Origin of the sequence: Acidovorax sp. SUPP2825, assembly GCF_030158995.1 — a bacterium.
GTDB lineage: Bacteria > Pseudomonadota > Gammaproteobacteria > Burkholderiales > Burkholderiaceae_C > Paracidovorax.
In genome coordinates this window covers 1-24,669 of record NZ_BQXK01000029.1, presented here as the reverse complement: position 1 = coordinate 24,669, position 24,669 = coordinate 1, and the positions used below count along the sequence as shown (strand labels likewise).

Below are 24,669 nucleotides of genomic sequence, written 5' to 3'. Positions count from 1 at the left end.
TACCCCAGTCTCCTGCGTTGGCGCACTAGTAAGACAGGTCAATGGGCCTGTGGGGCGCATCGTTACTTGACCTCCTCGGTAACCGTTGCGTTTTGTTGCGCGAGTGGCGGTGCTTCGCGCCAATAACCAACGCAAACCAGATTGAATTGGAGATTATAAATATTTTTCCAGCGCAGAAATGAGCCAGTATCGCCTTTCATCGTAGGATTGGGATTGATTTCCGCGTTACCCACTAAAACCCAGGTGCTAACCGAAATTTGAGTAATTGCCACCTAGTGTTTTCACCTATGGCGGATTTTTTCGTTAAAGAGCTCAACTACTTCTCAGAATATGACTTCGTTACTTATTATTCATCTGTCTGATATACATTTTAAAGAGGATGACAAAGATGTACATCTTCGGGCTCCGGAGATAGTTGCCTCTACCCAACCATTTCATGCCGCTGCATCGCGCATACTTCTGATTATTAGTGGCGATATATCACAGTCAGGAAAAGAATCGCAATTTGCAAAAGCAATAATACTTATTGAAGGTATTAAATCAGAATTGGCTAGTCGCACGAACTTGCCGATGGATGTTATTACCTGCCCTGGCAATCACGACGCAGACTTCGACCTGCCAAGGAGTAGCATCCGCTCAAGAATACTTAAGCAATTAATGACGGAGGATCCTGCAAAAATTGATATAGAATCGGTGGAGGAATGCGTTTTGCCTTTTAGAGCTTACGACGATTTTCAGAGAAAAGTTAACACTTTGGAATCAGTCGTCCATTCGCCCATATGGCTGACCTCTACGCTCACCGTTGAAAATCATCAAATCGAAGTATCCTGTGTAAATAATGCATGGAGCTGCGAAAAGCGGACTGAACCAGGCTCGCTTGGCTTTCCAAGTAGTTTAAAAAATAGTCGGAATGAGCATAATGGATCCGTCCGCATATTGGTAATGCATCATCCTGCACATTGGATATCTTCGCGACAGTTTAGGGAGTTCAGGCGACTGACGCGAGATTGCTGTGAAATTTGCATTACAGGGCACGAGCACCAGACAAATTTTGGAGCCAACATTGATAGTGAAACCGGGCACACTATTTTTATAGAAGGTGGCGCTCTACAAGAGCACGGATCGTCAATTTCACGCTTCAATGTCGTTCTGCTCAACCTACCTGAGAATAAGATTGATTGCACTCCATTTGAATGGCAGGGCGACCAATACATTTCTTTTGACAAAGTATCTTCGCAGACTCTACCCGAGAAGCATCAGGCTATCTCACTTACGCCCGATTGGGCTGACTTTTTGCGAGATATTGGCGCAAATGTTACTCATCAAGCCAAGCAGCGCCTTGAACTTAATGATATCTACGTATTTCCTGAAATCGAGCCCGCTGACGACGACGAAAAAACGCCTGTCGTCGCCTCAGCAAAATCGTTGTTTGACAAACTGGGGGAGTCTGAGTCCGTAATTATCAAGGGGGAACAGAAGTCGGGTAAAACAGCTCTCCTAAAGCAAATATTTATCGCATTGCTGGATGCTGGCCTTTATCCAATATATTTAAATGGGAATAAGTTGAAAATATCGGCTGAGCGCGATTTGCAGCGCCTAATAGAAGGCTGCGTCCGAGAGCAATACGGAGCGCCGTATGTTAATAAAATACTACAGGCCGCGCCATCAAAAAAATTCTTGCTATTGGATAACCTGGATGCCTATGAATTTCCCGATAAGTATTTCGGGTTAGTGTTTGATAAATTGAGGAGCCAAGTCAGAGCAGTATTCGCTACCGCGGATAGCTCATTTCAGTTGAAAGAAGCTTTGCTTGGAGAAGAGTTTTCCAGTTTAAAGCAAATTAATCAAGTATTTTTATTGGAGTTTGGCTTTAGGCTGCGCTACGAGTTGGTTAAAAAGTGGTTCAATATAGATGATGCCACAGCGGTCAGCAATAACACGGTTGATGCTACAGATTTACTTATATCCAGGGTGGTGGGACGCGGTCTTGTGCCGTCATATCCGCTCTTCCTTTTAATCCTACTACAAAGTCAGGAGCTGGGGCAATCAAATGGATTGGAAAATAGCGCATTAGGGTATTACTACGAATACATGATACTTGGTGCCTTGAACTCAAAAGTTCGACATGAGCAGACCCATGAAGTTTTAAATTATTGCTCACAGTTTGCCTGGTTCCTAAAAAGCGGGGAAAAACAAAGAGTTTCGGATCGCGAATTTAGATCCTTTCACTCATCCTTCGAAGATAAATTTGATCTTGAAATAAATTACGAAAATAGAAAGAGAATTTTAATTGAAGCCAATATATTTTTACTGACAGATGATGAGATTGGATTTAGATATCCTTATAGTTACTTCTTCTTTCTGGGGCGCTTTTTATCACGACATTTGGATAATCAGGAAATAATTGAATTCATTGATGAATGCTGCAAGAATCTGCATGTCCGCGAGCTTGGAAATGCGATGCTGTTCTTAGCTCATCATTCTACGGATGGCACTGTAGTTTTTGATGCGCTGAAGAAGTCCATCGACTCGAGATTTTCGGCTGTGATTCCATTGGCTTTTAATCATGATACTGCTACTTTAGACAATTATGTAGACAAGCTTCCTGCACTTGTATTTTCAAAGGACAGTGAGCTTGCTGTTCGTAATAATGTACAGGTTCAAGACGAAGGTCTTGAGGCTGGTTTGGATGGAATTCTAGTTCCCAAAGACTTCAGCGAAGATGACGAATTTCAACGTGCTGCCTTGGAGTTGCTGGCGGAAATCAACGGCTTGATACGAGGTGTCGAGATACTTGGTTCAGCACTAAAGGCAAATTTCGGTGCGATTGACTCGACAACGAAACAATTACTAATAAACACTTTATTTCAAGGTGGTCTCAGAGCGCTTCGGAGCTTTGTCGAAATTTTTGCATCTACTCCCGATGGAGTTATGGCAGAACTCTTAGAAGCGATTCAGGATGGCGAATCTGGTAGCAGTACAAAGGCCACAAGAGAAAAAGCAGTAAAGGTTAAAATGTTTCAAGTGATAGGGAGGTTGTCATTTTGGTTTATTCATAGAGTTGGAGCAAGTGTTGGTTCAAGGAGTATGACGCCTGCAATCGATCGATATGTGGCAACAAATGACACTGTCGCGAACAGACTAATTGCAATGGCGGGGAAGCTAGAAACTCCCGATCCCATTCCCCTTTCAGAACTGAGAGATTTAAACAGTCGCGTGCAGAAATCGGCATTTGCCCACTCTGTATTGCGTTGGATCGTTTATTCTCGGATACATATGTACAGGACTGCAGAGCGAGAAAAGCAGCAAATTTGCGAAGAAATGGGAATTAAAATTGATTTGCAACATGCTATTGATTTCAAAACTAAGCGTACAAAACGGATCTCAAATTAGGCGCGAAAGAGGTCAATGTAAGCACATTGACTTCCATCATTGAAACGCCCTGCCCCGTAAAGCGGGACAGGACGTTCAGGAGCTGGCCGTCAATCGGCCAGCAGTTTCTTGGCCAGTGCGACCTCGATGCTGTCTCCAGCATCGTTGAGCACGTCCAGGCCTGAGTCGGGCATGTCGCCTGACGTCGATTGCGACACCGCGATCTTCTTGGCCATCAGCTTCAAGCACTCCATCTGGGTGCTGCCGGCATAGCCCAGAAAGATCACCTTCACCGCCAACTTCTGCCCGATTCGCCAGGAGCGCCGGGCCGCCTGCTGGACGGTATAGACGTTGTAGCCGCTCTGCATGAACACGATGGTCGGGAACTCCAGCAGGTCCAAGCCAGTTTTCACCAACTCGGGGTTAGAGATGAGCACGTCGATGCCCTTCTCCACCTGATCGGCCACCCAGTCCTCACGGCGGGCGGCATCCACGCTGGCGCGCAGCACGCCCACCTTGAAGCCATGCAGCTCCAGCAGTGACTTCAAGCGCGCTGTCGTGTCGCGGGTGCCCGAATACACCGAATAGACCAAAACCCTGCGCCCCTGTGCCTTCTCTTGCTGGCAGATCCTCAGCAACGCCAACTCTTTTGGAGCAGGTTCGCTGTCGGTAAAAACCGCCGGTTGAACAGCCAGCGTCGCGCGCGTTCTCGGGTGCTTGACCGTCTCCGTGCGAAAACAGCAGTCTGGCCAGGCCAGCAGCACGTTCATCACGACGCCCAGCAAGGTGCTGTCCTTCATGGCCAGCGCCTCTTTGAGGGCACTGACCAAGACCCTGGTCAAACGCTCATAGGCATCCTTCTGCGCTTCGCCCATCGGCACCTCGATGAACTGCTCCTGGTAGGGAGGCAGCACCTTCTGGCCGATGTCTCGCAACTTGAGGAACACCGTAACGGGCAGCACGTACCGCATGATGCCGACCGGGCCGAAGCCCGGCGCCTTGCTGGTGCGTACCGTCATCTGTTTGGCCTTGGCCGTCCTGTGGGAGGTGCCACTGGACTCCTTGTACACGTCCTTCAAGATGCCGTGCTCGCGCATGAAGCCCATGGCGGCGGGCCCCATCGAGCCGCTCTTGGATGGCTTGAAACCGTCCTCGATCAGAGTTGCCGGGTTCAGGCGCCACAGCAGGTGGAACAGGTCGTCGGCGTAGCCGCCCATCAGCGTGCCGGTCAGCAGCAGCGTCTTTCGACACTGGCTGGCCAGGACTCCCATGGCCTGGCCCTGTGCAGAGCCCTCGTTCTTGTACTCATGGCCCTCATCCACGACCAGCAAGCCAAAGTAGCCGCGGGGCAGATAGCGCTTTACGAACTCGGTGGCCTGATACCCGCCCTCGCCGATGCTGAACTCGAAGTTGGCCAGCGAGCGCTCCATGCGCGTGGCCTGCCGATCACTGAACACCAGCTCGCCATTGGCGTCCATGAGGTTCAGGAACTCGTACACGTTGTCGCCCAACATGGCGCCCAATGCGTCTTCTCCAAAGATGTCCAGCAATTTGCGGGCGGTTTTCTCTCCGATGGTCGGCATCTGCTTGAGCGCGCCCAGCACCAGGTCGTGCATCGACTGGATCGGCCGACCCGATCGCATCAGCGTCCACAGTGAACTTCCGCAGTGATCGCACTTGCCTCGCCGGTCTCCCAGGCTGACCATTGCCAGTTCCGCAGAGATGGGCATCGGATGACCTTCGCCGTCGTCGCGCGTGATCGGAGTGAGGCAGTCGGGACACGCTGCCACAGCGAGTACCTGGTCATGCACCTTCTGGCGCCGTGTGACGAACGCAGGTTTCCAATGGAAGCCCATGCGCATCCTCACCCGGCCCAGCACGAAGAACTCAGGCTGGCTGGTCTTGAGGCCCAGGGATTTGCGGAGCATCAGCAGCTTTCGCAGCGTGTCCGGGCCATTGAGCACCCACACCTTGGCGTCGGGCACCGTCTCGCGGATCTCGCGCCGCCACTTGTACACAAGGTGTGGCGGCGAGATCACCAGTGTGCGCGGATGCGTGTGCTGCAGCAGCGCCGCCGCGCAGATGGCCATCATGGTCTTACCAGTGCCCATTTCTGCGTTGATGACGGCAGCGGGTTGATCGTGATCGACCAGTAGCTTGACGGTGGCATGCACCGCGTCGGCCTGGGCCTTGAAGGGCTTGCGTTTGAGCGAGTCGAGAATGCTTTGCCGGGCTTGCCAGGCACCCTGCCCTTCGTCTCGTGCAGGATCGTAGATCGGCGGGTTCTGCGAGCGCACCTGGGCCAGCAGCCCGTCGCCAAACTCGTCGATGAAGTTGGCCAGGGCCATGTTGTCGAAGCCGTCCTGGGCCAAGGGTTGGGCCGCATCAGCGGCAGACCTAGAAGGATCTGCAGGGATTTCTGCGAGCGAGGGATTGACGGTTTGCATAGAGGTTCTCCTTGAACAAAAAAATGCGGAGAACCAGCGGGGGCCAGTTCCCCGCGCGGGTTGCAAAGTGAGTGGCCGGATGGCCACGGGATCAGAGAGTCAAGGTGCGGTTCTTCACGCCATCCTTGATGAAGCCGACGAAGTGTTCCGTCAGGCTCACGCGAACAGCCTGTACAGGGCCAATGGCGGGATAGATCGCGTCACCCAAGGCCTGCGTGGCGCGCTTGTTTTCACACCAGGTCAGCAAGGGTTGCCGCCAGTGGTCCAGCAATGCGACGGGAGATAGCCCGACGATGGTCTTCCACACACGATCCTGCAGCGTCACTTTGGTCACGGGACCGCCGTCGAAAGACGCTTTTGCGCCGGCCTCCTGGTGCAACACCCAGGCGATGCGATTGGCGCGGTCAGGCTGCTGCAGGCGTTTGTCGAAGACCCACATCTGGCTCAACGGACCGAACAGGTTCTGCCTGGGCAACCTGCCGGCATGCTTGGTGAGGCGGTCGGTGCCGCCCACGTCCACCTGATGTCGCTCGCCGGCGGCGTTCACCAGGTGAAAGCGCTGCACGCCCCGCTCCTGGCCACCCAGCTCCATCGCTGCGATGAACTGCATGATGGAGCCGTCCCGGCCGTAGATTGACAGGAACATGAATTGGCCTTCGCTGTCTCTCAGGCAAGCGTCCACGAAGATCTCGGGGAACTCCTCGATGCGGTAGAGCCCGTTGGAGTCAGCCATGCGCGTCACCTCCCTGCGCTGCTGCATCCTTGGGCACCCAAAGCCATGCGGCAACCCACACGCCACCCGATGCTGGCGCCACGAAAGGCTCATCATCGATTTCAATGTCGTTGTCCGATGGCTGTGCATAGATCGCTCTTGCACGCTCGATTTCTTGCGAGAAGGCGATCCTGTCGCCGCGTAGCTCATGCAGATGAAGGCCGAGCTCCGTGACGCATTCGGCCAGGCCGGATGTGCACCAACTGGCGATGGTGGCCTGCGCCAGTTCCTCGATCCTCAGCATGGCGAGAGTCCTGTGTTGTCCATGGATTCACTCCTTGAAAAAGAAGCGGGTCCAAGCCTTTTCAGGACTGGACCCGCAAGGGTTGTTGAAAGAAAGTTGCCACCGAAGTGGCTTCGTTTCAAAGTGTTGGCGTCAGTTGCGCATTCGCCGCGATGCCACACTCGTGCTCCATCCGCTCAATATCTGCAGGCGTCAACGGTTCGCGTTTGATAAGGCTCACGACGAGGAAATGGCGATCACCACCCATGTCCATGAAGAAGCCGAAGCTGCTGTCCTCACCGAAGGTCAACTCGATCTCCTGGTCGATCACTGCGATCCGCCGTGCGCTGGCCGTCACCATGAATGAGGGCGTGCGATCACCCCCTTCCAGGTTGATTTGCTCCAGTTCGCAGTAGTCCACCGACACCTCGTCGGCCGCCCAGATGGCTTTGAACAGCCGAGCCTTGCCGGTCTTGCTGGTCTTGGCACACTGGGGGCAGGAGCCGAGTTGTCCGGCTTCCAGTTCACATTCGCAGAAATGGCAGAAATTGGCGCCCGATACGGGCACTGCGTTAGTCATGTTTGACTCCTTCAGGAAAAAGGCGCGAGGCAGTCCCGTGCAGGGCCTGGCCCCGCACGGGTGGTGGAAATGTTCAGCCGACCTCAGTCGGCTGCATCAAGCTGGAGATCAGTCCCAGCCATAGTTGGCTTGCATCTTTTGCCGTACTTCCCCAGCAACTGCGACCCATACCTCTCCATTGATGAATGGGCTGTCGAAGGTTGCGGGATCGGCTTGGCTGACCGCTTCGGCATACTTTCTGATCGCCTCCACGATGAGCAGCTGCACCACCGCGCCGTAACGGCTGTACTCCATCATCTCGACGACCAGTTCCACGTTGGTCAGCGGCTTTTCTGGCATGGCAACGCCGCCCTCAATACTCCGAAGGCAACAGCAGCGTGGTTACGCTGCGGTCGCACTCGGTGATGATCCAGACGGTGGTGTTCCCTTCGAGCTGGTAGGCCGAAAGGATGCGGTTGCCAAGGCGCACAGCCTGGTCGTTCAGTCGGCGATCGTCTTCACAGAGATCACCCCAGTCGCCCAGCAGATGCCGGCGCAAAAGCACATAGGGGTTCAGCCGGCCGCCGGCGACCAGGGCGTTCACACCTTGCGTCATCACGGTCGATCCCAATGGGAATCGGGGCAAGCATTGCGCCGCTTGAGGCGCTTCGTACACAGCGTTCATGGACTTCTCCAAAAATGGGGAAACCGCCCCTTGAGGAAGCGGTGTTCCCCAAGGGTTGATGAAAGGGCTGCGGCAGCAGCCGCGGTTTGAATGCGCCGGCCGAAGCCGGTCAGCACAAGGCCGTTCAGCGAGCGATGGCGCTCGGTGCGTGGACAACCGGCTGCGTGGGCTCTGCGACGTCAAGCTGCGGAGCCTCCGTCTCGGCTTGCACCTGGGCCGCGTAGTGCAACTGCGCTGCCTGGCGGATGGCATCGATCTGGCGCAGGGCCATCTCGTGCTGCTGCGCCACCACTTTTTCGGTGATGCGCGGCGGCTGCGTGGTCACGATGCGGGTGGAGAAATCTCCGCACCCAGTGCCCAAACCCATGGCATGGGTCTGGTAGCCGGCAGCATTGACGCTCCAGCACGCAGCGCTGGTCAGCAGCCCGCCACCGATCTGGCGACGGGATGTGCGGATGACCAGCTCGCGCCGTTCATCCAGGGGGACGACCGTCTTGGCATTCCAGCCATCGCGGTCCTTGTAGATCTTCGTTTCCATGGTGGTTCTCTCCTGCAAAAAGGCGTGAAGCCACCCCCTGCAGGGCGAGGCCCCACAGGGTTGATGAAAAGGTTTTGACGAGAACTCCACTCGGCTGATCGCCCAAGCGGGCACGTTTTCAGAGTTGAACGTGCCTGAAACCATTGGTGATTGGTTCAAATGGTTTCCCACAAAGGCCATGGGTCCGGCCGCTGTGGGAACCCATTTGCATGGGTTCTGGCCTTGTCCAGGACAAGGAAAGAGGCGCTGCGCGCCGGGTATCAGGGCCTGTAGGCCTCGCGGTGCATTTGCCTCACGCGCCGGAAAAGCACGCGCCGCATACGCCGCAAAAACATACGCACGGTCGGGTTGACCAGCACATAGATCCCGAGCCCGATCTGTCGATACACGTTTCGGGCAATGGCCAGTGCGGGATGCACTGGCTGGAGGTTTTCCATGCGCTGCAACTCGGCCATGGCACGCTCGTGCTGCCAGGCGACCGCAATGCTTTCCGTCATCGACGGCGGCATCCTGGTGTTGGCCAGGCAGGTCCAGGTGCTTTGCTCGTAGGCCGCATCGTCCCGGCAAAGCCAGGTGATGAGGCGACCGTCATAGTCCAGCCGCGTCTCCAGCCACAACGCGACCCGTTGGTCGGTCAGTCCTTCGCTGGTAGCCACGCAGTGGCCGTTCATGCGGCGGTACTCGGTGTTGATGAACATTTCTTTCCTTTGCGGAGAAACATGAAGCCATCCCCTGTGGGTAGGCCCCACAGGGTTGATGAATTGGTTTTGACAAGAACTCCATCTGCTGATCGCAGACGGGCACGTTTTCAGAGTTGAACGTGCCTGAAACCATGGATGAATGGTGCAAATGGTTTCCCTTGGCGACCTGGTGGACAAGGCGGCAAGGGAACGCATCTGTTCGCTTTTTGGAGGGGGAGGCTGGAGCGGCCGCCGGCGGGGCGCGAGGTTGGACACCTGGGTTCCCGATCCGCGCATTGGCGGATCGGGAACCCAAGGTCAGGTCAGCCCTTGCGAGGCGGGGAACGATGCGTGAGCACGTCCTTGATGCCCCAGCGAGCGATCATGGTGGCCCACAGAACTTCGCCGTTGTCGAAGTAGTGCGGGACATCCTGTTTGCGCAGTCGGCAGTCCATATGGAGTACCGCGATCACGTGCGCGTAGAGCGACTCATCGAGCCACCGCAGATCGTTGAGGTTGAAGGCAAACAGGTCGCCGTTGTACAGGCCCGCGAGAAAGGAGGCGATGTACCGGGCGTGCCTGGCCTCACCTTGCGCGATCCGCAGCAGGACCTTCAAAGACTCGACTCCACGCTGCTCCAGCTGATACCTGTCCTCGTCGGGTGGCGGGGAAAAGTACATCTCCATGAGCTTGCGTGGCGGTTTCTCGCTCTTGGTGCGCAACGCATTCACGAATTCTTCATAGACCTTGAAAAAGGCCTCTTCCGAACCCGTGGGTACATGCACCATCACGACGGTGTGCTTGTTCGACATGGCACGCCCTCCCGCTCAGGCGGCTCTGCGCTGTTGCGCAGGAGCCAGCCATTGACGTTGCACGAGCAGGTGGACCAGTGACTCCGGCAGATCGGCCCGCAAGGCCGGTTGCGTGAAGCAGCTACGCACCAGCGTGAGCATGGAACATTTGCGGCCTGGTGCATGGCGCTCGCGCGCCACCATCAGCTGGTCGCATTCCATGGCCGGAGCCATGGTCAGCCACTGCCTCAAGATCGAATGGAACAGCGTGCGCTGCTCGGGGGCGAGGCGCGAAGGCGCCGGGGAAGTCAGGGGAAGTTGATGGATCATGATCGTCTCCGAAGAAAAACGGGGACGACCGAAACCCTGCGGGGATCGATGTCCCCGGTGGGTTGGAAGAAATGAAACGGACCGTTAAAGCAGCTTGATGGCTGCCACGGTCAGTACGGCAATAAAGGCATTCACGATGACCAGGCTGATGCTGCCCCAGCGCACATGGTCATCCATGGCACGAAGCAAATTGCACTGGATCTCGCCCAACTCGTGCCGGATGGTTTCGTGGGTTCGCTGGTCATCTGCACCGGCGGACAGGTGCTGCCGCATTTCGGTACGCATCGCTTCGCGGCTGGCCCGAAGGGCTGCCTCTAAAGCACGTTCCGCATTGCGCGCCGCGTCTGGATCGACGCCGATATCGGTGAGCGCCTCGTAGAGGCCCAATTCGATGGTTTGCATACTCGGGGAAACTCCTTTGCAAGAAAACCGCGAGCACGATCCCTTGCGGGCCGTGGTCCCGCAGAGGGTGGATGGATGAAAACACTGGACTCGGACCGATTTCTCGGCCCTGGCACGTTTTCAGAGTTGAACGTGCCTGCTGAAAACCATTTTGGTTTGACTCAAATGGTTTCCCTCAACAGCCGACCTGCAGCTACTGAGGGAACCCATCTGGGTTCCACGGAGATCGGTCAAGACAAGATGGGTTCGGCTTGAGCCCATCGGATCGCCTCCTCGATCCCCGCCGGGTCCACCGTCTCGGCCGCTGCGCACTCATGGTCCGACAGGCCGATGATGTAGAAGCCGCTACAGTTTTGTGCTGTGGCGAAGAAGTCGTCCTGGTCCGCCGCCAGGAGCGTGGTGCCGATGACGGCCTCTTCGTGCCGCCGCAAGAGCGCAGTGACCTGCGTGCGTGCCTGAAGGGTCAGTGGAACGGGGAATTGGCGAGCCGTTCTTCGCAGGCGGGCCAGTTCGTTGGTTGCTGCGCGATGGGGTTTCGTCATGCTATGGGTACTCCTGCAAAGGAATGGAATGCAGGCCCTGCCCCCTGCGGGATTCGGGACCCGCGGGGTTGATGAGAAAAGAGAGATCACTCGGGCCGCGTGGCGCGGCCTGGCACGTTTTCAGAGTTGAACGCGCCTCGTTGAAACCATCGTTTCGATGGGATGGAGATGGTTTCCCTCAGCAGCCATGCCGGCTGCTGGGGAACTCCTCTCGGAATTCCGCTGGCTTGGGATGAATCTTGAACGGATACCTCCTCGCTGCGCCAGGTCGGGCCCCGTGGGGGGCGTGTCGTGTCGCGCAGGCGGGCCACCGCGAGCGAAGGTCCAGGTGGCCGAGTAATGGCGCGGTGAACGCATGGGTTCTTCCGCAAAGCCGCGGCACATCAGGTTGCCGCCACCCAGTTGGGGAGCAGAGCCCGTGCTGCGAGCAGCGAAGGCTGTCCCCTGGGCGCACCGAGCGGCCACGGGACAGCCCTCTTCGGAGGGCGGATCGTTGAAATGTCGTGGGGATCGGCGTGCGCCTGGTGTGCTGCCGGTGGCCGGTCAAGCGCCGTTGCGGCGCTGAGGCGAGATGGACGCGGGCAATTGAGGTGGGTGTTCTCTCGCAATGTGCGAGGCCACGATCGGGAAAAAACAGCACCGCACCTGCCGAGGCAGGTGGGATGCAGTGGGCTTTGAATGTCTGACAGGCTTGCGACCTGGCAGGCTGGGCACTGGAGGACTTTTGAGGTGTGCGATTCAGCGGTCCGTGCCGACAGGAACCCCAGCTCCGAAGAGCGTGCACGCTTCAGGGGTTGACGTGCCTCATGTGCTGGCGAACCAGCTCCGGTTCTTCAAGTGACACCGGTAAACACTCGCAAAACGGTGCAAAGCATACGCGCTTTTGAAGACGAGTCAAACCCGCCCTCGCACTTTCCGTGCATCAGTGCATGGACGTTTCGTGGGTTGGAGGCTCGTTCCGACATTTGGGAGACGCAACGGCAGCTCTCACCTGCTCATCACGTTCCCTCAGCCAATCTGGCTCGGCACCAGGCAGCAGTTTCTCGACGCACTTTCGCTGTGCGAACCACGCGATGACCAAAGCCTGGTACTCGATCTCTTGAGGCGTCTGACCTTCATTGAGCATGCGCTGAACAGCGGTGCTCAATGCGTCATTGATCTCTCGCAATTCGTCGGGGGTGAAGTTCATGTCAAGCATTTGCATCATCAGGGTTCCTGCTTTTGGGTCCAGTTGCCGTCCTGCAGGGCCTGCCGGGCGAGTTCGTCGGTCCGAAAGTATTCGTTGGACTCCCGAGAGACGGGGCCCTCTTCACCGGCGGTGCCGACGTAGTAGCCACGCTGTGATTGCAGAACCTGCAGGGGCAGTAGCTTGCCGCACCACTCTTTGGCCAAATGTCCATGGAGAGTGGGAGCAGTGCCGGAGACGGTAGCAGCTTGGTTCATGGTGGATGCCTTTCGTGAAAAAAAGGGACACCTGCCCCCACTGGAGATCGGTGGTCCCCAGGGGATGGAAGAAAAAAGAAAACCCCCTTGCCTGCAATGCAGGTTCAGGGGTTTGAGGGGTTACGGCGAATCAGGCAGCAGCGGAGTCGACGGTCCTGCGGACAGCCCTTCCCGTTGCATAGCCCGCGTTGTACGCTGCATTTCCTTGAGGAGGTGCAGCGGGTGGGCGGGCAGCCTGTGGGTGCCGTGGCGGAGCCGGTGGGCGGTTCACTGGGCCACGTTGTTGGCGTGGCTGCTGGGCAGCGTGCTGCGCGGAGCGCTCTGCAGGCCGTGCCGCCGGCGCTGGCGCCGGTCGCTCCTGCCTTTGCTCTGGCTCTGGCTCGTGCCACTCTTGATCGACCCCCTCCCCTTGCGACGGTTCGTCGTAACCGGGTTGCAGGTCGTTTTGAGGTGCATCCGCCTCACGGCGGTACACGTTCTCGCCATCGATGGTGATGCTGTTGATCAGAAGCAGGCGCCCCTTGATGAGGGTAGCCATCTCCTTTTGACCCGTCTTACGACGCTTCTGATCCATCACATCGCGTTCGTACAGGTGAGGGTAGATGTCGCCGATCCGAAAGGACAGGACGACCTTGCGCTGTTCCTGTACATCGACGCCCAGTCTTTCCACCATGGCGATGGCTTCATCCCCACTGACCCGAAGATCGAAGTAGGTGTAGTCGGGGTCTTCTGCATTTCCACGCAAGGCGGAAATGCTGCACGCAAGGAAGGGGTCGGCACGGCGGCCGCCATTCTTGGTTTCAACCCAACGAACGCGGTTGAGGTAACCGATGCCGTTGGTGTGCAGATTGAAATAGTCGTTGCCTTGGGTGGTTGCAGTCATGGTGATTTCCAAAAAGATGAACTTGAGGAAATCACGCACCCAACCCAGAGCCTTGCGGCTCGGGACAGGGAAACATGATTTCCCTGTCCGGGTTACGAGGATGAAGGTACTCCGGAATCGACCTTGGGAGTCGATTCGAGCGCCTCCCAGGAGTTGAGGCGCTTCTGTGTTGCCTTTCGGCAGTTCACGGGGCGAACGTTATTCAAACTGATCTCGATTGTCAAGATGGCTTGCGCGCCGCGGCATCCGGCCCTGCGCAGGCTAAAAAACTGCTATTTATATTTTGTAGTATCGTACAATCTACAATATACAACCATTCACGGGAGCACCCAATGGCAGCGATTACCAAAGAGCGGATTTTTGCGGTAGCGGACGAGTTGGACGCGGCGGGCGCCAGTCCCACCCTGGCGGCGGTGCGCAAGCAACTGGGCAGTGGGAGCTTCACGACCATCTCCGAGGCCATGGTGGAGTGGCGCGCCCGGCAGACTGCGCGGAAGACACCTGTCGTGGAGCCGGCGCCGCAGGCGTTCAAAGAGAAACTCGAGGACGTGGCCAATGACCTGTGGTCGCTGGCCCTTGAGACGGCCAACGGCCGGCTGGCCGCGGAAAGACATAGCCTGGAAGTCGTGCGCGACCAGGCGCAGTCTGCGCGCCTCGAGGCGGAGGAGTTGGCCAACGCTCTCGCAATTGAATTGGACGAGGCCAGGGCCCGCAGCGATGCGTTCCAGGAACTGCTGGCCACGTCGAGGGGCGAGGCGGACGATCTGCGGAACAAGCTGGCGGTGGCGAACGCGAGCGCGGCCCAGGCGGACGCCCGTGCCGGCGAACTGCGCACCGAACTGGATCGCGCCCATGGCGACGCCCAGCAAGCGCGGGCCGAGCGCGACAAGGCCCAGGCCCTGGTCGAGGCCCATGCCGCACAGATCGAGGGCCTGCGCACCGAGCTGGCCGGGGCGACGAGCCGCACGACGGAGATCCAGCGGCGGGCCGATGAACTGCGTGCGGATCTGGAGCGGGCCCATCTGTCGACCGACCAGGCGCGCTCGGCACTGGATCAGGCACAGAAGGCGGCGAAGGCAACGAGCGAGGAGCGCGACCAGGCGCGCACCGAGTTGGCCAAGCTGCAGGCCGGCGCGGAGGTGGCGGCGCAGCTGCACCAGGAGCAGCGCAAGACCATCGCTGCCGAGGCGCTGCGCCAAGCCGAGCGGCTGACAGCGGCCCAGATCGAGCGCGACCAAGCGCGGGAGGAAGCCGCTACGCTGCGCGGTCGGCTGGAGACCTTCGTGGCTGGTTCGCAGTCGAAGAAATAAGCGGCCATTCACCCGGGTGTCGTGTCGGGGGGATGCGGCGACCGCGTAGCGGCTGCGCTTTTTGATGGGTTTGGATATGGCCCCGGGTTGCCCCCCGGCGAGCTTATCGGCACGACATTGGGCCATATCGAAACCGATTAGCGCGCTGATCAATGCCTGCACGTCGTCGGTAGACACAGATGGCTCTGCTACCGATGGGCTGGAGCGACCTGAATCGATACGCCGCTTCAAGGCCAATCAAGCTTATAACTCGGCAACGGCTCACGCGATCAGCAACGCGGTTCAGCCCGCAGTCTGGTGCCCCGTCCCCGGCACCCGCTTAAGCACGCCACAACGACGACGAATAGCGTGAGAGGCCGCTCAGATCGCGTGAATCGGTCAGCCGCCTCTAAGGTGAGGGTAAAGAAAGAGTTGTGGCTGGCCCCACGCGTTGCTGATGCCCGGCATGGCGACGACCCGATACTCCACGTCCCGGATGCGAACGATCTGCTGATCGTAAACCCCACGGTTTACCAGCCATTCGGGTGCAATCTGGGCGCCGTGCGCCCAGTTACACCCGGTGTCATCCTCGCCAAAGGTCGGCATTGCCGACTCTGCTCCAGCAGCATTGCGCCCAGGGCCCCTAACTTCTTGCTGCGTTGTACCCCAGTCGAATTCCCGGCCACCATGGTGTGGCCAGGAGTCCAACGACTCGAGATCCCCAAAGGTGGAATTTGACGCCTCGGGCTGCACTGACAATGTAGGCTGTGTGACTTCCTCCGCCGGTGTATCGGGATTCCAGTAGCCCTGTGGCGCCTGCGGCCAACCACCGGCAGGGGTGGCTGGAAGCATGTGGGAGTACGAGGAATAAGACGGTTCAGCGCCTGCTCCAAGGAACTGCAACGGCACGTTGGGAGGAAAAGTTGCACGCACTTGCTTCAGCATGCTCCTCATCGTCCTGCCATAGGCCGGATTCTTACCGTGGGTCCAGAGATCCAAATCAACATCCACCATTGGGTCATGCAGACATGACGCCAGGGATCCCTTTCCTTTTTCCTGCCGCCAAGCGCTGAATTGGCGCACGCGGCCTGACACATTAGCGGCGTACGTTTTCCCGCGGCCGGCCGCCAATAAAGCATCTTTAAAGTTCTCGCTGAGCTGGCGATCAGCCTCGGGGATCCCACGGGTGTCGCGCTTATCGCGGATGGCAGTCATTCCGGCGATGTCAAATAGCCTCAGCTGCTTCAGCGCTGCAACCAAATTGTTGCTGTGCATGTGAGTGCTTGCGTAAGCCTGGGCATCATTCATCAAAGTTTCGGAGTGCAGTGTGTCCGCGTCACACAACCCCTCCCTACCTTCTTTATGGAGCCATTCGCTGAAGGCGCGCAGCTCGCTTCTGTACCTGGGGGTATCCGGAAATGCCTCACTGATGAGCCATTCATCGGCGTCAGAAATCACGTGATACCCCGGGATCTGCACCACTCCATGTCCGCTGGATTCCGTCGCGCGAAGGTGCTCCAGTGCGGCTGCCACATCCGTATGCTTGATTTTTTGCTGGAACTGCAAGACCTCGCGTGTCAGTTCCTCGTCGAACAGACGGTCCCGCAAGCCGGGCTTGCCTTGTTGCCTGAGCCAAGCGCTAAAACGTATCAACAGGGCTGCGTAAGTGCGCGCGCTCCGGGAATTGCTCCCGCCGATCTCAGCGCCGGGAACAAACAGATCGATCATTTCCTTGTCGGCCGGATAAGGGGTCCTTGAGCCCGGCCCGGTCGCACGCCGGATCGCGCCTCCTATTTGGGCGAGTACGCCACGCCTTGCCGCCGAGGTCGATGGACGATCGTCTGGCTCCTGACGTTGATCATGAACGGTGGCGCTTTCTGGAACAGTTTGCTGCTCCGTTATCCACTGCGCGGCAGGCGAATCGGCGCGTCGAATGTGAACTTTTTGCGCGCGCATGTCTTGGAACACGTCATTGCGCCTCGGCGCGAGCCGGGCGCTTTCGCCGTATTTTTGGCGCCCATTCAGCCGCATTTGTGCCAGCTCTCGCAGCACATCAGAGCTTTCCGCAGGCGCGTGCACGGGCGATGCCGTCTCACGATGCGGACTGTTGGGCAGTCTATTCTGAAGATCATGCAACGCTTGGTACTGCAGCTTGAAAGATTCCAGATTCCACCAATCCATATCAGTCCTTGATAAACACAACAGTGTTGCCCATCTAGACAAGCATTAGCCGCGAAAAGCGAACCTACGTTTCCCGAAACGAACCATATTCATTGAATGTTCCATGAGTCAAAAGCTTTTAGGGTAGCCCCGCAATCGAAGCCAAATCGCCTGGCCCGGCCTTTTAAATCGTGATCGATGCCGTCTCATCCGCCCTCTCTCCCAGCGGCAGGAACAGGCGGGCCTGGCGCCCATCCGGATGCACGAAGACCAGGTGATCCCAGGTCGCCACGAACCCTTCGGTATGCAGCCATTCCCAGGCATCTGCCGCCAGTTCGAACTCCTCGCATCGGTGATATGGTGACCACATGAGAACTTTCCTGTTTCAGTGTTGAAGTGGTATTTGCGGTCCTACGCAGCCGCGGCCAGCCAGGGCGACTCGGCAGCGGCAGGGCTTGCACCACTTGGCCCAGCCATCTCCGCCTCCACCACGTCACGCTCCGTCTCCTGCTTGCGATCGAGCAGTTTCCAGACACCCTCGTCCAGGGTGCCGGCGATCAGCGGCACGATGACCATGACGTTGCGGCGCTGCCCCAGGCGGTAGGCCCGGTCTTCGGCCTGGCGCATGAGTGCCGGCGTCCAGGGAGGCGATGCGAAAGCCACGTAATTCGCCGCCGTCAGCGTGATACCGACGCCGGCAGCGGAGGTGGTGCCGATGAACCCGGTGACCGCTGGATCGTTCTGGAAGGCATCGATGGCCTTTTGGCGCTTGGTGGCCGAGTCGCTGCCCACCAGCGTCACGCACTGGATGCCGGCTGCGGCGAAGGCACCTTTCATGGCCTCCACCGTCGCCATGTACTCGCAGAACACGATGATCTTGTCGCCCTCGGACAGCCCTTCCACCGTCTCGATCAGGAAGGGCGTCTTGAGCGCCTCCAGGGCTTGCCGCAGCTTGGTGATCTTGGGCATTGCCTGTAGGGTCATGTCGTCGTGGATCGCCTTGTAGGCTCCCAGACCTTCGGCCGGCGAGATGTACCGCACCTGGCGGCTCTTGGTCCCCAGGTCCTTCAGGACGTCCTTGCGCCGGCGCAGCATCCACCCCTTGAGGGCGCCTGCGAGCAGCGCCCTCTTCTCGCGCGAGCCCGTGAACTGACCACGGAAGTCCTTCAGCGGCATCTGCCCCAGCCGATGGCCCGTGAGCCGCAGCAGTGTGTGCAGTTCGATCTCTCGGTTCAAGAGCGGCGTACCCGAGATGACATACCGGCGCGGAATGCGGGTGGCCATGATGAAGGCATTGCGCGTGCGGCCGGCGTGATGCTCTTTCAGGTAGTGGGCCTCGTCAACTGCCATCACCGCGAACTGCAGGTCCGTCTCGCGCACGAGCCCTCCCAAGCGCTCGTAATTAGCGATGATCCACTGGCAACCGTGCAAGGTGGCTATGCGGTCCTCGCCGACCATGCCCACGATCGCATTAGGGTACACCGCTCGGATCTCCCGCTCCCAGTTGATGCGCAGCGACGCCGGACACAGGATGAGCACCCTGCCCTCCCCTGCAGCCATGCGCGTGGCCACGACCGCCTGGCGGCTCTTGCCCAGGCCCATGTCATCGCCCAGGCAAGCACCCGTTTGCGACGCCAGGTGCCGGACACCGGCGACCTGGTAGTCGCGTAGCCCGGCATGCACGGCCATGCGAGCCAGCTCGGCCTCGTCGATGTCCACGTCCACGCCGTCATCCAGCTCGGCCGACATGAACGCCACGCCCTTGGCTTCGCCCGTACCGCCGACGCCGAATTCAGGAGGGGCCGCAGGCACCTTGATGGGCGAGGCCTGCGAGGTGGAGCCCACCAGATCCTCCAGGACGACCGGCTGCTCGTGGACGAAGACGAACTCGGGCACCACGCCCGCGAACTGGCGCAGCGCATCTAGGATCGCCAGTGCAGAGCCCTGCACCTGCCAGGCCGATGCATGGCGATGAAAATGCCCCTGCAGCGCCTTGACGGCCCGAACGCAGGGCGTGTCGAAGGTGAAGCTCACCGCGTGCCGGCCACGGGCCATGTCGCCCTTGGCGAGCGGAAAGACCTGCACATCGAGCAGCTGCGCGAAGTAGTCCGGCTCAGGAGAGGCAACGGCAGCGCGTAGAAGGGGCAGCGCGTCATCGAGATCCACATGCTGGCCGCGATAGACCGTGCGCAGCCAATGCACCAGCTGCTCGGGATCGGTCTGCTCCAGCGCCCACATGCGCCGGCCTGCGACCCACCAGGCGCCGGCCTGCTGTAGGGTGCGCCCCATTCCAGCCACGTAATGCAGCTGCAGGCCAATGCGTCTGCCATCGGAGACCGCCTGGACCAGCAGATCCGGAGCGCGCAGGGACACCGGCTCCAGGTGCGGCATATTCGAGGGGAGAATATTCATGCGCGGGTGTCGATTACCAGCCCGAGTGATTCACAGGCGATTTCTGCAAATCTCGAATCCTCTCCATTACCGCCCGATTGTGCTCACGAATGCCTTTAGCAATATCGTTGGGCGTCTGGGCATAGTCCCACTGGGCGGCGATCTTCAACGCCGCCGGATGAAACTCCGATGGCAGGTTCTTAAGCTGCGCATCAACGCCGGCACTGAAAACCTCCACATATTGATCGTAGAGCTGGCGGCAGTCCTTGGAGGCTGCGACGGCAATCTGGGCGCAGATATTGCGCCAGGCGCGCTCATCGAACCGTCCCCGCGCGTCGATGGCTTGAACTTCTTCCGTTGGCTCAACATTCATATTTGACTCCCGTCAGGTTCATCAGCGCGAACTGGCTCAGCCATTCAGTCATCGCGATCTCCGCAACCCAGAGGGCAGCAGTTTTTATCAATGCCATGGGGGCAAATCCCGTTCTTGGCGTTCGACTGAGCAGTTTCACGTAATTCATCGGCCGAGGCATAGTCAAAATACTGTGCCGCCTTCAATGCCTGCGGATGAAACTCCGCAGGAATACTTTTCAATGCAATGTTGATTTCAGCGCTGAAGCGTGTGACGTAATAATCATGGGAAAGACCGCATCCCTTGGCGGCTTGGTCGGCCAGTTTTTCGCACACCTCGCGCCAGGACTTTTCATCGAATTTCCCGAGTAAATCCTCTCTCTGAACTCCATCGATTGTTTCACTCATACTCGACTCCTATATTTCCGGTTGAATTAATTTCTAATATTGGCGACGTTTTCCCGGAAAGGTGAGTTACTGAGCGCTGAGGGTCACATGGGAATTTCGTCGAATTCCTGCGGCTGGCTCTGGTAATCGCCTTGGTAACCGCCTTGGTCACTTCCTGGGTCGGGCACTTGCTGCTGCCCACGGGATGGGGTGAACTGGATCGACTCGATGCGCGACAGTTGCAGCGCGACGTCCTCGGCCACGATCTTGATGACCTGTACCTCGTCGCCGGCCTCGTTTTTGGCCATGAAGTCGCGCTCCTCGCCTACCACCAGGACGCGCGCGCCCGTCTTGAGGAACCTCGCGCAGGCCTCGGCCTTGTTGCCGTAGATCTCCACCTCGCGCCAGAAACCGCCGACCTGCTCGAAGTCGCCATCATTGTTTTGCCCATAGCGGCTGAACATCACACGCATCTTGGCCACGATGAACTCCTCGCCAGTCCTGCGCGAGATGTTGCGTTCCAGCGTGGGCGGCTTGGCCAGGTTGCCCTTGCCGATAAAAAGGTTCTGCATCAATTTCTCCACAGTGCGTTGATTGACCGATCCCTGGCTGCACCAGGCCAGGGGCGGTTGGAAGTCATTCGGGAATCAGTCATCCTGGAATCCGGCGTGCGTACACCGGCTGCTGCGCCCGGGTGAGGATGAAACGCAGGGCGCGGATGCGCTTGCGCGCGGTCAGGTGCTGGGCATTGAGCGACAGGGCCTGCTCGGTGGCCTGGCCGTACCAGGCACGGGCGCTGGCCTCCCGCGATCGCAGCAAGGCTTGAACATCGGCCCAGGACAGGTGCCGCTTGCCGGCCCCCAGTTCGCGCCAGCGCAGGAACGTGTAGCCGTTGGAGCGCTTGTGGTGCAGCATCAGATAGATGGATGCGCCAGGAACTTGGCGGACAACGCTTGCCAGTTCACGCATGGCCTGTTCCAGCCGGTCGATCTCGGCGATCAGTTGGCGCAGCTCCTGGCGGGTGCCCTTACCCGTAAAGGCCTTTGTGTCAGCTCGTTCTTGACACGTCTCGTCCTTGAGCGATTCGCGCGCCCACTTGACCGAATTGACAACACGCTCCACTTGCGACGTGGGTTGTTCGGCCCTTTCAACCACACGCCCTTTCACCACCACAGCCCTTTCATCAACGACGGCGGTCAAGTCAGCGCGGTTCGCGGGTGTGCCCCAGAGGCCGGACCATGGCATCAGCGAGCGACCTCTGCTGGTTCCGCGCCTTGGGCAGTTCCATCAGCTGCATCCAGGGAGACTGCAGACCCATCGGCCTGTTCGGCCTGGGCCAATCTGGCACCGACCGTCTGCAGCAATTGGCGCTCGACGGCACTGATCTGGATGCGGCGGCGCGAATGACGTGGCTGCAGCTTGGTGGTGAAGACGTCGGCCGGCACCGCGCCGAACACCTCGGTGGCGAACTCCAGGCGCTTGGCCGCTTGCGAACTGGCTTCCCCGCCAGCCTCCGGAACGAAATCGGCGCGACACAGACCGCGGACTTCCTCGCGCGTGAGCCAGCGATCGAACCGAGCGGTCTCGTTGAATACGCGGCGGATGAACCGGGTGATCTCCGAGATGGACTGGCGCGTCTGGTCGTCCGAGCGCAGGTTCTTGCGCGCCAGCGTCTTTTGCACCCGCACGTAGTGATCGAAGTCCACGATGAGGCTGGAGACAGCGTAGCCATAGGGCGACCGAAAGCCCAGATTGAGCACTTGCGGCTGAGACGATTGCAGCAGCGAATAGGTGAGGCCCTTGCGCTTTTGCTCCTCCAGCACGCCCAGGGCGTCCTTGGACTCGCGGGCCAGACGCCGCTGGACCTGCTGCATGGATTCCTCGTGCCGCAGGAGCGCCCAGTCGGCGTAGGGGTTGTCGTTGGCCGTGAGCATCCACAGGTTGCGCAGCGCGGCTGCGATCCGCTTGCCGCCGATGATGGGCGCCGCTTCCTTGCCCGGCTCGCGGGTGCGCCCCATGAACATGCGGATGGCTTCCTTGGTGTGCACCGACATCTGGTCGACATCGGTATCGACCAGATTGCCCACCTCCAGCATGGAAAAGAACTCCTTGGGCGCGACCAGCGGGTCGGCGCCGCGGCGGGTCTGGAAGTCCGCCTGCATGCGCTCCAGGCGATCCTTGCGGTCTTCCAGTTCGACGTAGCGGTCGTACAGCGGGTCGGATTCGGACATGTCGCCCGCGAGAAACTCGGCGAGCACCGCCTCTTCGCCCGAAATGGAGTAGCCATCCTGGAAGGGCGACTTGGGTTCAGTGGAGAAGGTCAGGCGCGAACGGGGCGGCGCGAGGATCGTGCTGTTCTGGACGGGTGCGGGAACGGTGGCCGCGGTGGCTGCGGCGATGGCAGTCGGTGAAGCGGGTTTCTTTGCGGCTCTGGTGGCCATGGGGTCCTCCTTGATTCGAGGGGTGAGAGGGGTTGTCGATGAGGGATGCGAGACGAAGACGATTGAATGGCTGGATGCCCTCAGTGATTGGTCGGTGTGCCGGGGACGATGCGGCGAACGATCAAGGTGGCGATCCAGCCCATGCAAGGCTCGAACACGTGGTCGAAGAACCAGCGCGCCATCAGCAGGCAAACGAGGATGCCGCCGGCCAGGACCAGCATGGGGTAGTAGCCGATGAAGTGCGCGCCCTCGGTGCACAGGCCGACGGCGGTGTGGGTGGCAGAGCCGATCTCGATGCGGTCGGTCCAGAGCATCCAGGCGAGGGGGCCAGCCAGCAGGGCCAGCAACGGCACGCTTGCCACCAGTGCGGTCATCCGGGGTTTGGGGAGTGCAGGAAGCGATCGGCTACCATCCGCGCGCCGCGAAGCGCTGCGGCGTGCCAGGTGCCAGCACACTTCGTCGACGACGTTGCGGATGGTGATGGCGCCCAGGGCCATGATGAAGACGATCGGCGCGAGCATGGCCAGCCAGACGTCGAATACCTTCAATACACCATCGGGAGAACAAATGCTGAGCAAAGAAACTGTTGGGGACATGATTGGGCCGTTCTTGTGGTTTCTGGGATTACTGGCTGTGGCGGAGATTGCAATCTTGGTTGTCAAGGTGACAGAGGTCATCAAGCGAGGCGATCGCTGATCTGGTGCAAACAGGGCCCAGCATTACGGTGCCTCCCGTGCCTGGCTGGACGATGCGAGTCGATTGCCGTGGGCCGAACCATCGGTAGGGCGGTACGCGGCGCGATACATGGACTGGCCTCGAGGAAGCTGCAGAGCGCTGGCGAGCCAGACGGCAAGCACGATGGAGCCGAGAGCGAAGAAGAACCAGCTCGTGTGAAGTTGGAGAACGCCGTTTGTGCAAGTGCCGATGGCATGCAGGGTGGCAGTGGAGGTCTCGGCCTGTCCGGTGGCGAACACAAGCAAGAACACGGCGAGCAAAGGCGCACTGACAAGGATGGCGCGGACCGAGACCCCAGTCAGTCCCGACAACAGGGAGGATGCTCCGTTGGATTTCGCAAAGGTGGAGGACTGAAGCTGCTGCCTGACTGTGGAGTGCATGAGGTCGGCAAGTACCATGGCGCCCCATGCCAGGACCATCATCGCAGGCATGAAGAGCATGAGCCAGGCATCGTGAATCAGGAACAGCCCGTCAGGACCGCAAATGAAACTCAACGTTATTTCAGTATTTTGGACTTTCGGGGCGTTCATCGCCGTGGCGATCGCCGGTTGTGCCTTGGCCTCGTTCATCAATCCCAAGAGCGGCAAGAGAGACCATACGGACGACTGAGAAAGACGCAGGCCCCGCATCACGACGCATCCTCGACGGCGCTCGCAGCGGCGGCGGCAGAGTCGTTCCAGGCCTGCAGGAACGCGAAGTCCTTGCCGCGCATGCCGGGCAACTGGCTCGACACGGGCTGCTGGAGCAGTTCCATGACGGCATCGCGGTCCACCTTGATGTGGGTTGCGGTCTTGGTGTGGATACGCACTTCGATCAGGCCCAGCTGGGTAAGACGGTCCAGTGCGCGCTGTGCCTGCCACTTGTTGATCTGGCCGTCCAGAGCGAACTGCGAAACTTGAGTGACTGCTGTCTTCCATTCGGCGACATCTGCTTGCTCCCGCAGCGCGGTATGAAGCATCAATGCATCGCTGTACTTGCCCAGACGGTGCAAAAGCTCCACAAACAGGCGTTCGCTCGTTATCTTTTTTGCCATGGTTCTTCCCTTTTATTGAGTTGATGAAATAGTGAATTGAGTGGCCTAGGAACAGGTTGGTGCAAAACGCTCCACGTGGCACGACGTGCCGTTTGGTGCAAAACGCTCCACGTGGCACGACGTGCCGTTTGGTGCAAAACGCTCCACGTGGTACGACGTACCGTTTGGTGCAAAACGCTCCACGTGGTACGACGTACCGTTTGGTGCAAAACGCT

Annotated in this window: 29 protein-coding genes; 3 read left to right on the top strand and 26 right to left on the bottom strand. The window is 58.9% G+C overall.

All coding sequences use genetic code 11. The features are described from left to right. Nucleotides 1-330 precede the first annotated feature (330 nt). The gene (locus AVAK2825_RS23250) at nt 331-3,393 is read left to right on the top strand and encodes an anti-phage protein (RefSeq protein ID WP_284402799.1); all 3,063 of its coding nucleotides are present in this window, start codon (nt 331-333) and stop codon (nt 3,391-3,393) included. Nucleotides 3,394-3,482: 89 nt separating this feature from the next. On the opposite strand, the gene AVAK2825_RS23245 is transcribed toward AVAK2825_RS23250, so the two are convergent. The 15 genes from AVAK2825_RS23245 to AVAK2825_RS23175 form a co-directional block, all read right to left on the bottom strand. Further along, nucleotides 3,483-5,819: a DEAD/DEAH box helicase family protein gene (locus AVAK2825_RS23245; protein ID WP_502870600.1), complete on the bottom strand. Its 2,337-nt coding sequence runs from the start codon at nt 5,817-5,819 to the stop codon at nt 3,483-3,485. A 91-nt stretch (nt 5,820-5,910) separates the two neighbouring features. Next, on the bottom strand, nt 5,911-6,552 hold the full coding sequence (locus AVAK2825_RS23240; RefSeq protein ID WP_284402798.1) for a hypothetical protein: 642 nt from the start codon (nt 6,550-6,552) through the stop codon (nt 5,911-5,913). Further along, nucleotides 6,545-6,835, bottom strand: a complete 291-nt coding sequence (locus AVAK2825_RS23235) for a hypothetical protein (protein WP_284402797.1) — start codon at nt 6,833-6,835, stop codon at nt 6,545-6,547. The genes AVAK2825_RS23240 and AVAK2825_RS23235 overlap by 8 nt, the downstream gene beginning before the upstream one ends. A 118-nt stretch (nt 6,836-6,953) precedes the next feature. Further along, nucleotides 6,954-7,394, bottom strand: coding sequence for a hypothetical protein (locus AVAK2825_RS23230; RefSeq protein ID WP_284402796.1), 441 nt, complete (start codon nt 7,392-7,394; stop codon nt 6,954-6,956). A gap of 108 nt (nt 7,395-7,502) precedes the next feature. Then, nucleotides 7,503-7,733, bottom strand: a complete 231-nt coding sequence (locus AVAK2825_RS23225; RefSeq protein WP_284402795.1) for a hypothetical protein — start codon at nt 7,731-7,733, stop codon at nt 7,503-7,505. Nucleotides 7,734-7,746: 13 nt separating this feature from the next. Next, nucleotides 7,747-8,058: a hypothetical protein gene (locus tag AVAK2825_RS23220; RefSeq protein ID WP_502868980.1), complete on the bottom strand. Its 312-nt coding sequence runs from the start codon at nt 8,056-8,058 to the stop codon at nt 7,747-7,749. 124 nt (nt 8,059-8,182) lie between these two features. Continuing rightward, nucleotides 8,183-8,596, bottom strand: coding sequence for a hypothetical protein (locus tag AVAK2825_RS23215; protein WP_284402794.1), 414 nt, complete (start codon nt 8,594-8,596; stop codon nt 8,183-8,185). 260 nt (nt 8,597-8,856) lie between these two features. Beyond that, nucleotides 8,857-9,294: a hypothetical protein gene (locus tag AVAK2825_RS23210; protein WP_284402793.1), complete on the bottom strand. Its 438-nt coding sequence runs from the start codon at nt 9,292-9,294 to the stop codon at nt 8,857-8,859. 305 nt (nt 9,295-9,599) lie between these two features. Continuing rightward, entirely contained in the window at nt 9,600-10,088 is a 489-nt protein-coding gene (locus AVAK2825_RS23205; RefSeq protein WP_284402792.1) for a DUF7673 family protein, read from the bottom strand. Nucleotides 10,089-10,103: 15 nt separating this feature from the next. Beyond that, a complete protein-coding gene (locus tag AVAK2825_RS23200) occupies nt 10,104-10,397 on the bottom strand; it encodes a hypothetical protein (RefSeq protein WP_284402789.1) in 294 nt (97 codons plus the stop codon). Nucleotides 10,398-10,481: 84 nt separating this feature from the next. Beyond that, nucleotides 10,482-10,799, bottom strand: coding sequence for a hypothetical protein (locus tag AVAK2825_RS23195; RefSeq protein ID WP_284402788.1), 318 nt, complete (start codon nt 10,797-10,799; stop codon nt 10,482-10,484). A 230-nt stretch (nt 10,800-11,029) separates the two neighbouring features. Beyond that, nucleotides 11,030-11,341: a hypothetical protein gene (locus AVAK2825_RS23190; protein WP_284402787.1), complete on the bottom strand. Its 312-nt coding sequence runs from the start codon at nt 11,339-11,341 to the stop codon at nt 11,030-11,032. 922 nt (nt 11,342-12,263) lie between these two features. Continuing rightward, a complete protein-coding gene (locus AVAK2825_RS23185; RefSeq protein ID WP_284402785.1) occupies nt 12,264-12,530 on the bottom strand; it encodes a hypothetical protein in 267 nt (88 codons plus the stop codon). Between the two features lie 17 nt (nt 12,531-12,547). Continuing rightward, entirely contained in the window at nt 12,548-12,784 is a 237-nt protein-coding gene (locus AVAK2825_RS23180) for a hypothetical protein (RefSeq protein WP_284402784.1), read from the bottom strand. A gap of 130 nt (nt 12,785-12,914) precedes the next feature. Further along, the gene (locus tag AVAK2825_RS23175; protein ID WP_284402783.1) at nt 12,915-13,667 is read right to left on the bottom strand and encodes a DUF3577 domain-containing protein; all 753 of its coding nucleotides are present in this window, start codon (nt 13,665-13,667) and stop codon (nt 12,915-12,917) included. A gap of 332 nt (nt 13,668-13,999) precedes the next feature. Between AVAK2825_RS23175 and AVAK2825_RS23170 the strand changes: the two genes are divergently transcribed. Then, the gene (locus tag AVAK2825_RS23170) at nt 14,000-14,977 is read left to right on the top strand and encodes a DNA-binding protein (RefSeq protein WP_284402782.1); all 978 of its coding nucleotides are present in this window, start codon (nt 14,000-14,002) and stop codon (nt 14,975-14,977) included. A gap of 378 nt (nt 14,978-15,355) precedes the next feature. Here AVAK2825_RS23170 and AVAK2825_RS23165 read toward each other — a convergent pair whose 3' ends face one another. The 9 genes from AVAK2825_RS23165 to AVAK2825_RS23125 form a co-directional block, all read right to left on the bottom strand. After that, nucleotides 15,356-17,137 (bottom strand): hypothetical protein, encoded by a 1,782-nt coding sequence (locus tag AVAK2825_RS23165; RefSeq protein WP_284402781.1) that lies wholly within the window; start codon nt 17,135-17,137, stop codon nt 15,356-15,358. Nucleotides 17,138-17,300: 163 nt separating this feature from the next. Further along, nucleotides 17,301-17,486 (bottom strand): hypothetical protein, encoded by a 186-nt coding sequence (locus tag AVAK2825_RS23160; protein WP_284402779.1) that lies wholly within the window; start codon nt 17,484-17,486, stop codon nt 17,301-17,303. A gap of 41 nt (nt 17,487-17,527) precedes the next feature. Continuing rightward, nucleotides 17,528-19,528 carry a DEAD/DEAH box helicase gene (locus tag AVAK2825_RS23155; RefSeq protein ID WP_284402778.1) on the bottom strand — a complete coding sequence of 667 codons (2,001 nt, stop codon included), beginning with the start codon at nt 19,526-19,528 and terminating at the stop codon, nt 17,528-17,530. A gap of 13 nt (nt 19,529-19,541) precedes the next feature. Then, nucleotides 19,542-19,880: a hypothetical protein gene (locus AVAK2825_RS23150; RefSeq protein ID WP_284402777.1), complete on the bottom strand. Its 339-nt coding sequence runs from the start codon at nt 19,878-19,880 to the stop codon at nt 19,542-19,544. 44 nt (nt 19,881-19,924) lie between these two features. Next, nucleotides 19,925-20,266, bottom strand: coding sequence for a hypothetical protein (locus tag AVAK2825_RS23145; RefSeq protein ID WP_284402776.1), 342 nt, complete (start codon nt 20,264-20,266; stop codon nt 19,925-19,927). Nucleotides 20,267-20,349: 83 nt separating this feature from the next. Next, nucleotides 20,350-20,817, bottom strand: coding sequence for a single-stranded DNA-binding protein (locus AVAK2825_RS23140; protein ID WP_284402775.1), 468 nt, complete (start codon nt 20,815-20,817; stop codon nt 20,350-20,352). 79 nt (nt 20,818-20,896) lie between these two features. Then, the gene (locus AVAK2825_RS23135; RefSeq protein ID WP_284402774.1) at nt 20,897-21,445 is read right to left on the bottom strand and encodes a hypothetical protein; all 549 of its coding nucleotides are present in this window, start codon (nt 21,443-21,445) and stop codon (nt 20,897-20,899) included. Between the two features lie 44 nt (nt 21,446-21,489). Next, nucleotides 21,490-22,686 carry a PFL_4669 family integrating conjugative element protein gene (locus tag AVAK2825_RS23130; RefSeq protein WP_284402773.1) on the bottom strand — a complete coding sequence of 399 codons (1,197 nt, stop codon included), beginning with the start codon at nt 22,684-22,686 and terminating at the stop codon, nt 21,490-21,492. Nucleotides 22,687-22,766: 80 nt separating this feature from the next. Next, nucleotides 22,767-23,234: a hypothetical protein gene (locus AVAK2825_RS23125; protein ID WP_284402772.1), complete on the bottom strand. Its 468-nt coding sequence runs from the start codon at nt 23,232-23,234 to the stop codon at nt 22,767-22,769. Between the two features lie 19 nt (nt 23,235-23,253). Between AVAK2825_RS23125 and AVAK2825_RS23120 the strand changes: the two genes are divergently transcribed. Further along, on the top strand, nt 23,254-23,382 hold the full coding sequence (locus AVAK2825_RS23120; RefSeq protein ID WP_284402771.1) for a hypothetical protein: 129 nt from the start codon (nt 23,254-23,256) through the stop codon (nt 23,380-23,382). Between the two features lie 23 nt (nt 23,383-23,405). On the opposite strand, the gene AVAK2825_RS23115 is transcribed toward AVAK2825_RS23120, so the two are convergent. After that, nucleotides 23,406-23,990 carry a hypothetical protein gene (locus AVAK2825_RS23115; protein WP_284402770.1) on the bottom strand — a complete coding sequence of 195 codons (585 nt, stop codon included), beginning with the start codon at nt 23,988-23,990 and terminating at the stop codon, nt 23,406-23,408. Nucleotides 23,991-24,049: 59 nt separating this feature from the next. Then, the gene (locus AVAK2825_RS23110; RefSeq protein ID WP_284402769.1) at nt 24,050-24,454 is read right to left on the bottom strand and encodes a hypothetical protein; all 405 of its coding nucleotides are present in this window, start codon (nt 24,452-24,454) and stop codon (nt 24,050-24,052) included. Nucleotides 24,455-24,669: the final 215 nt, after the last annotated feature.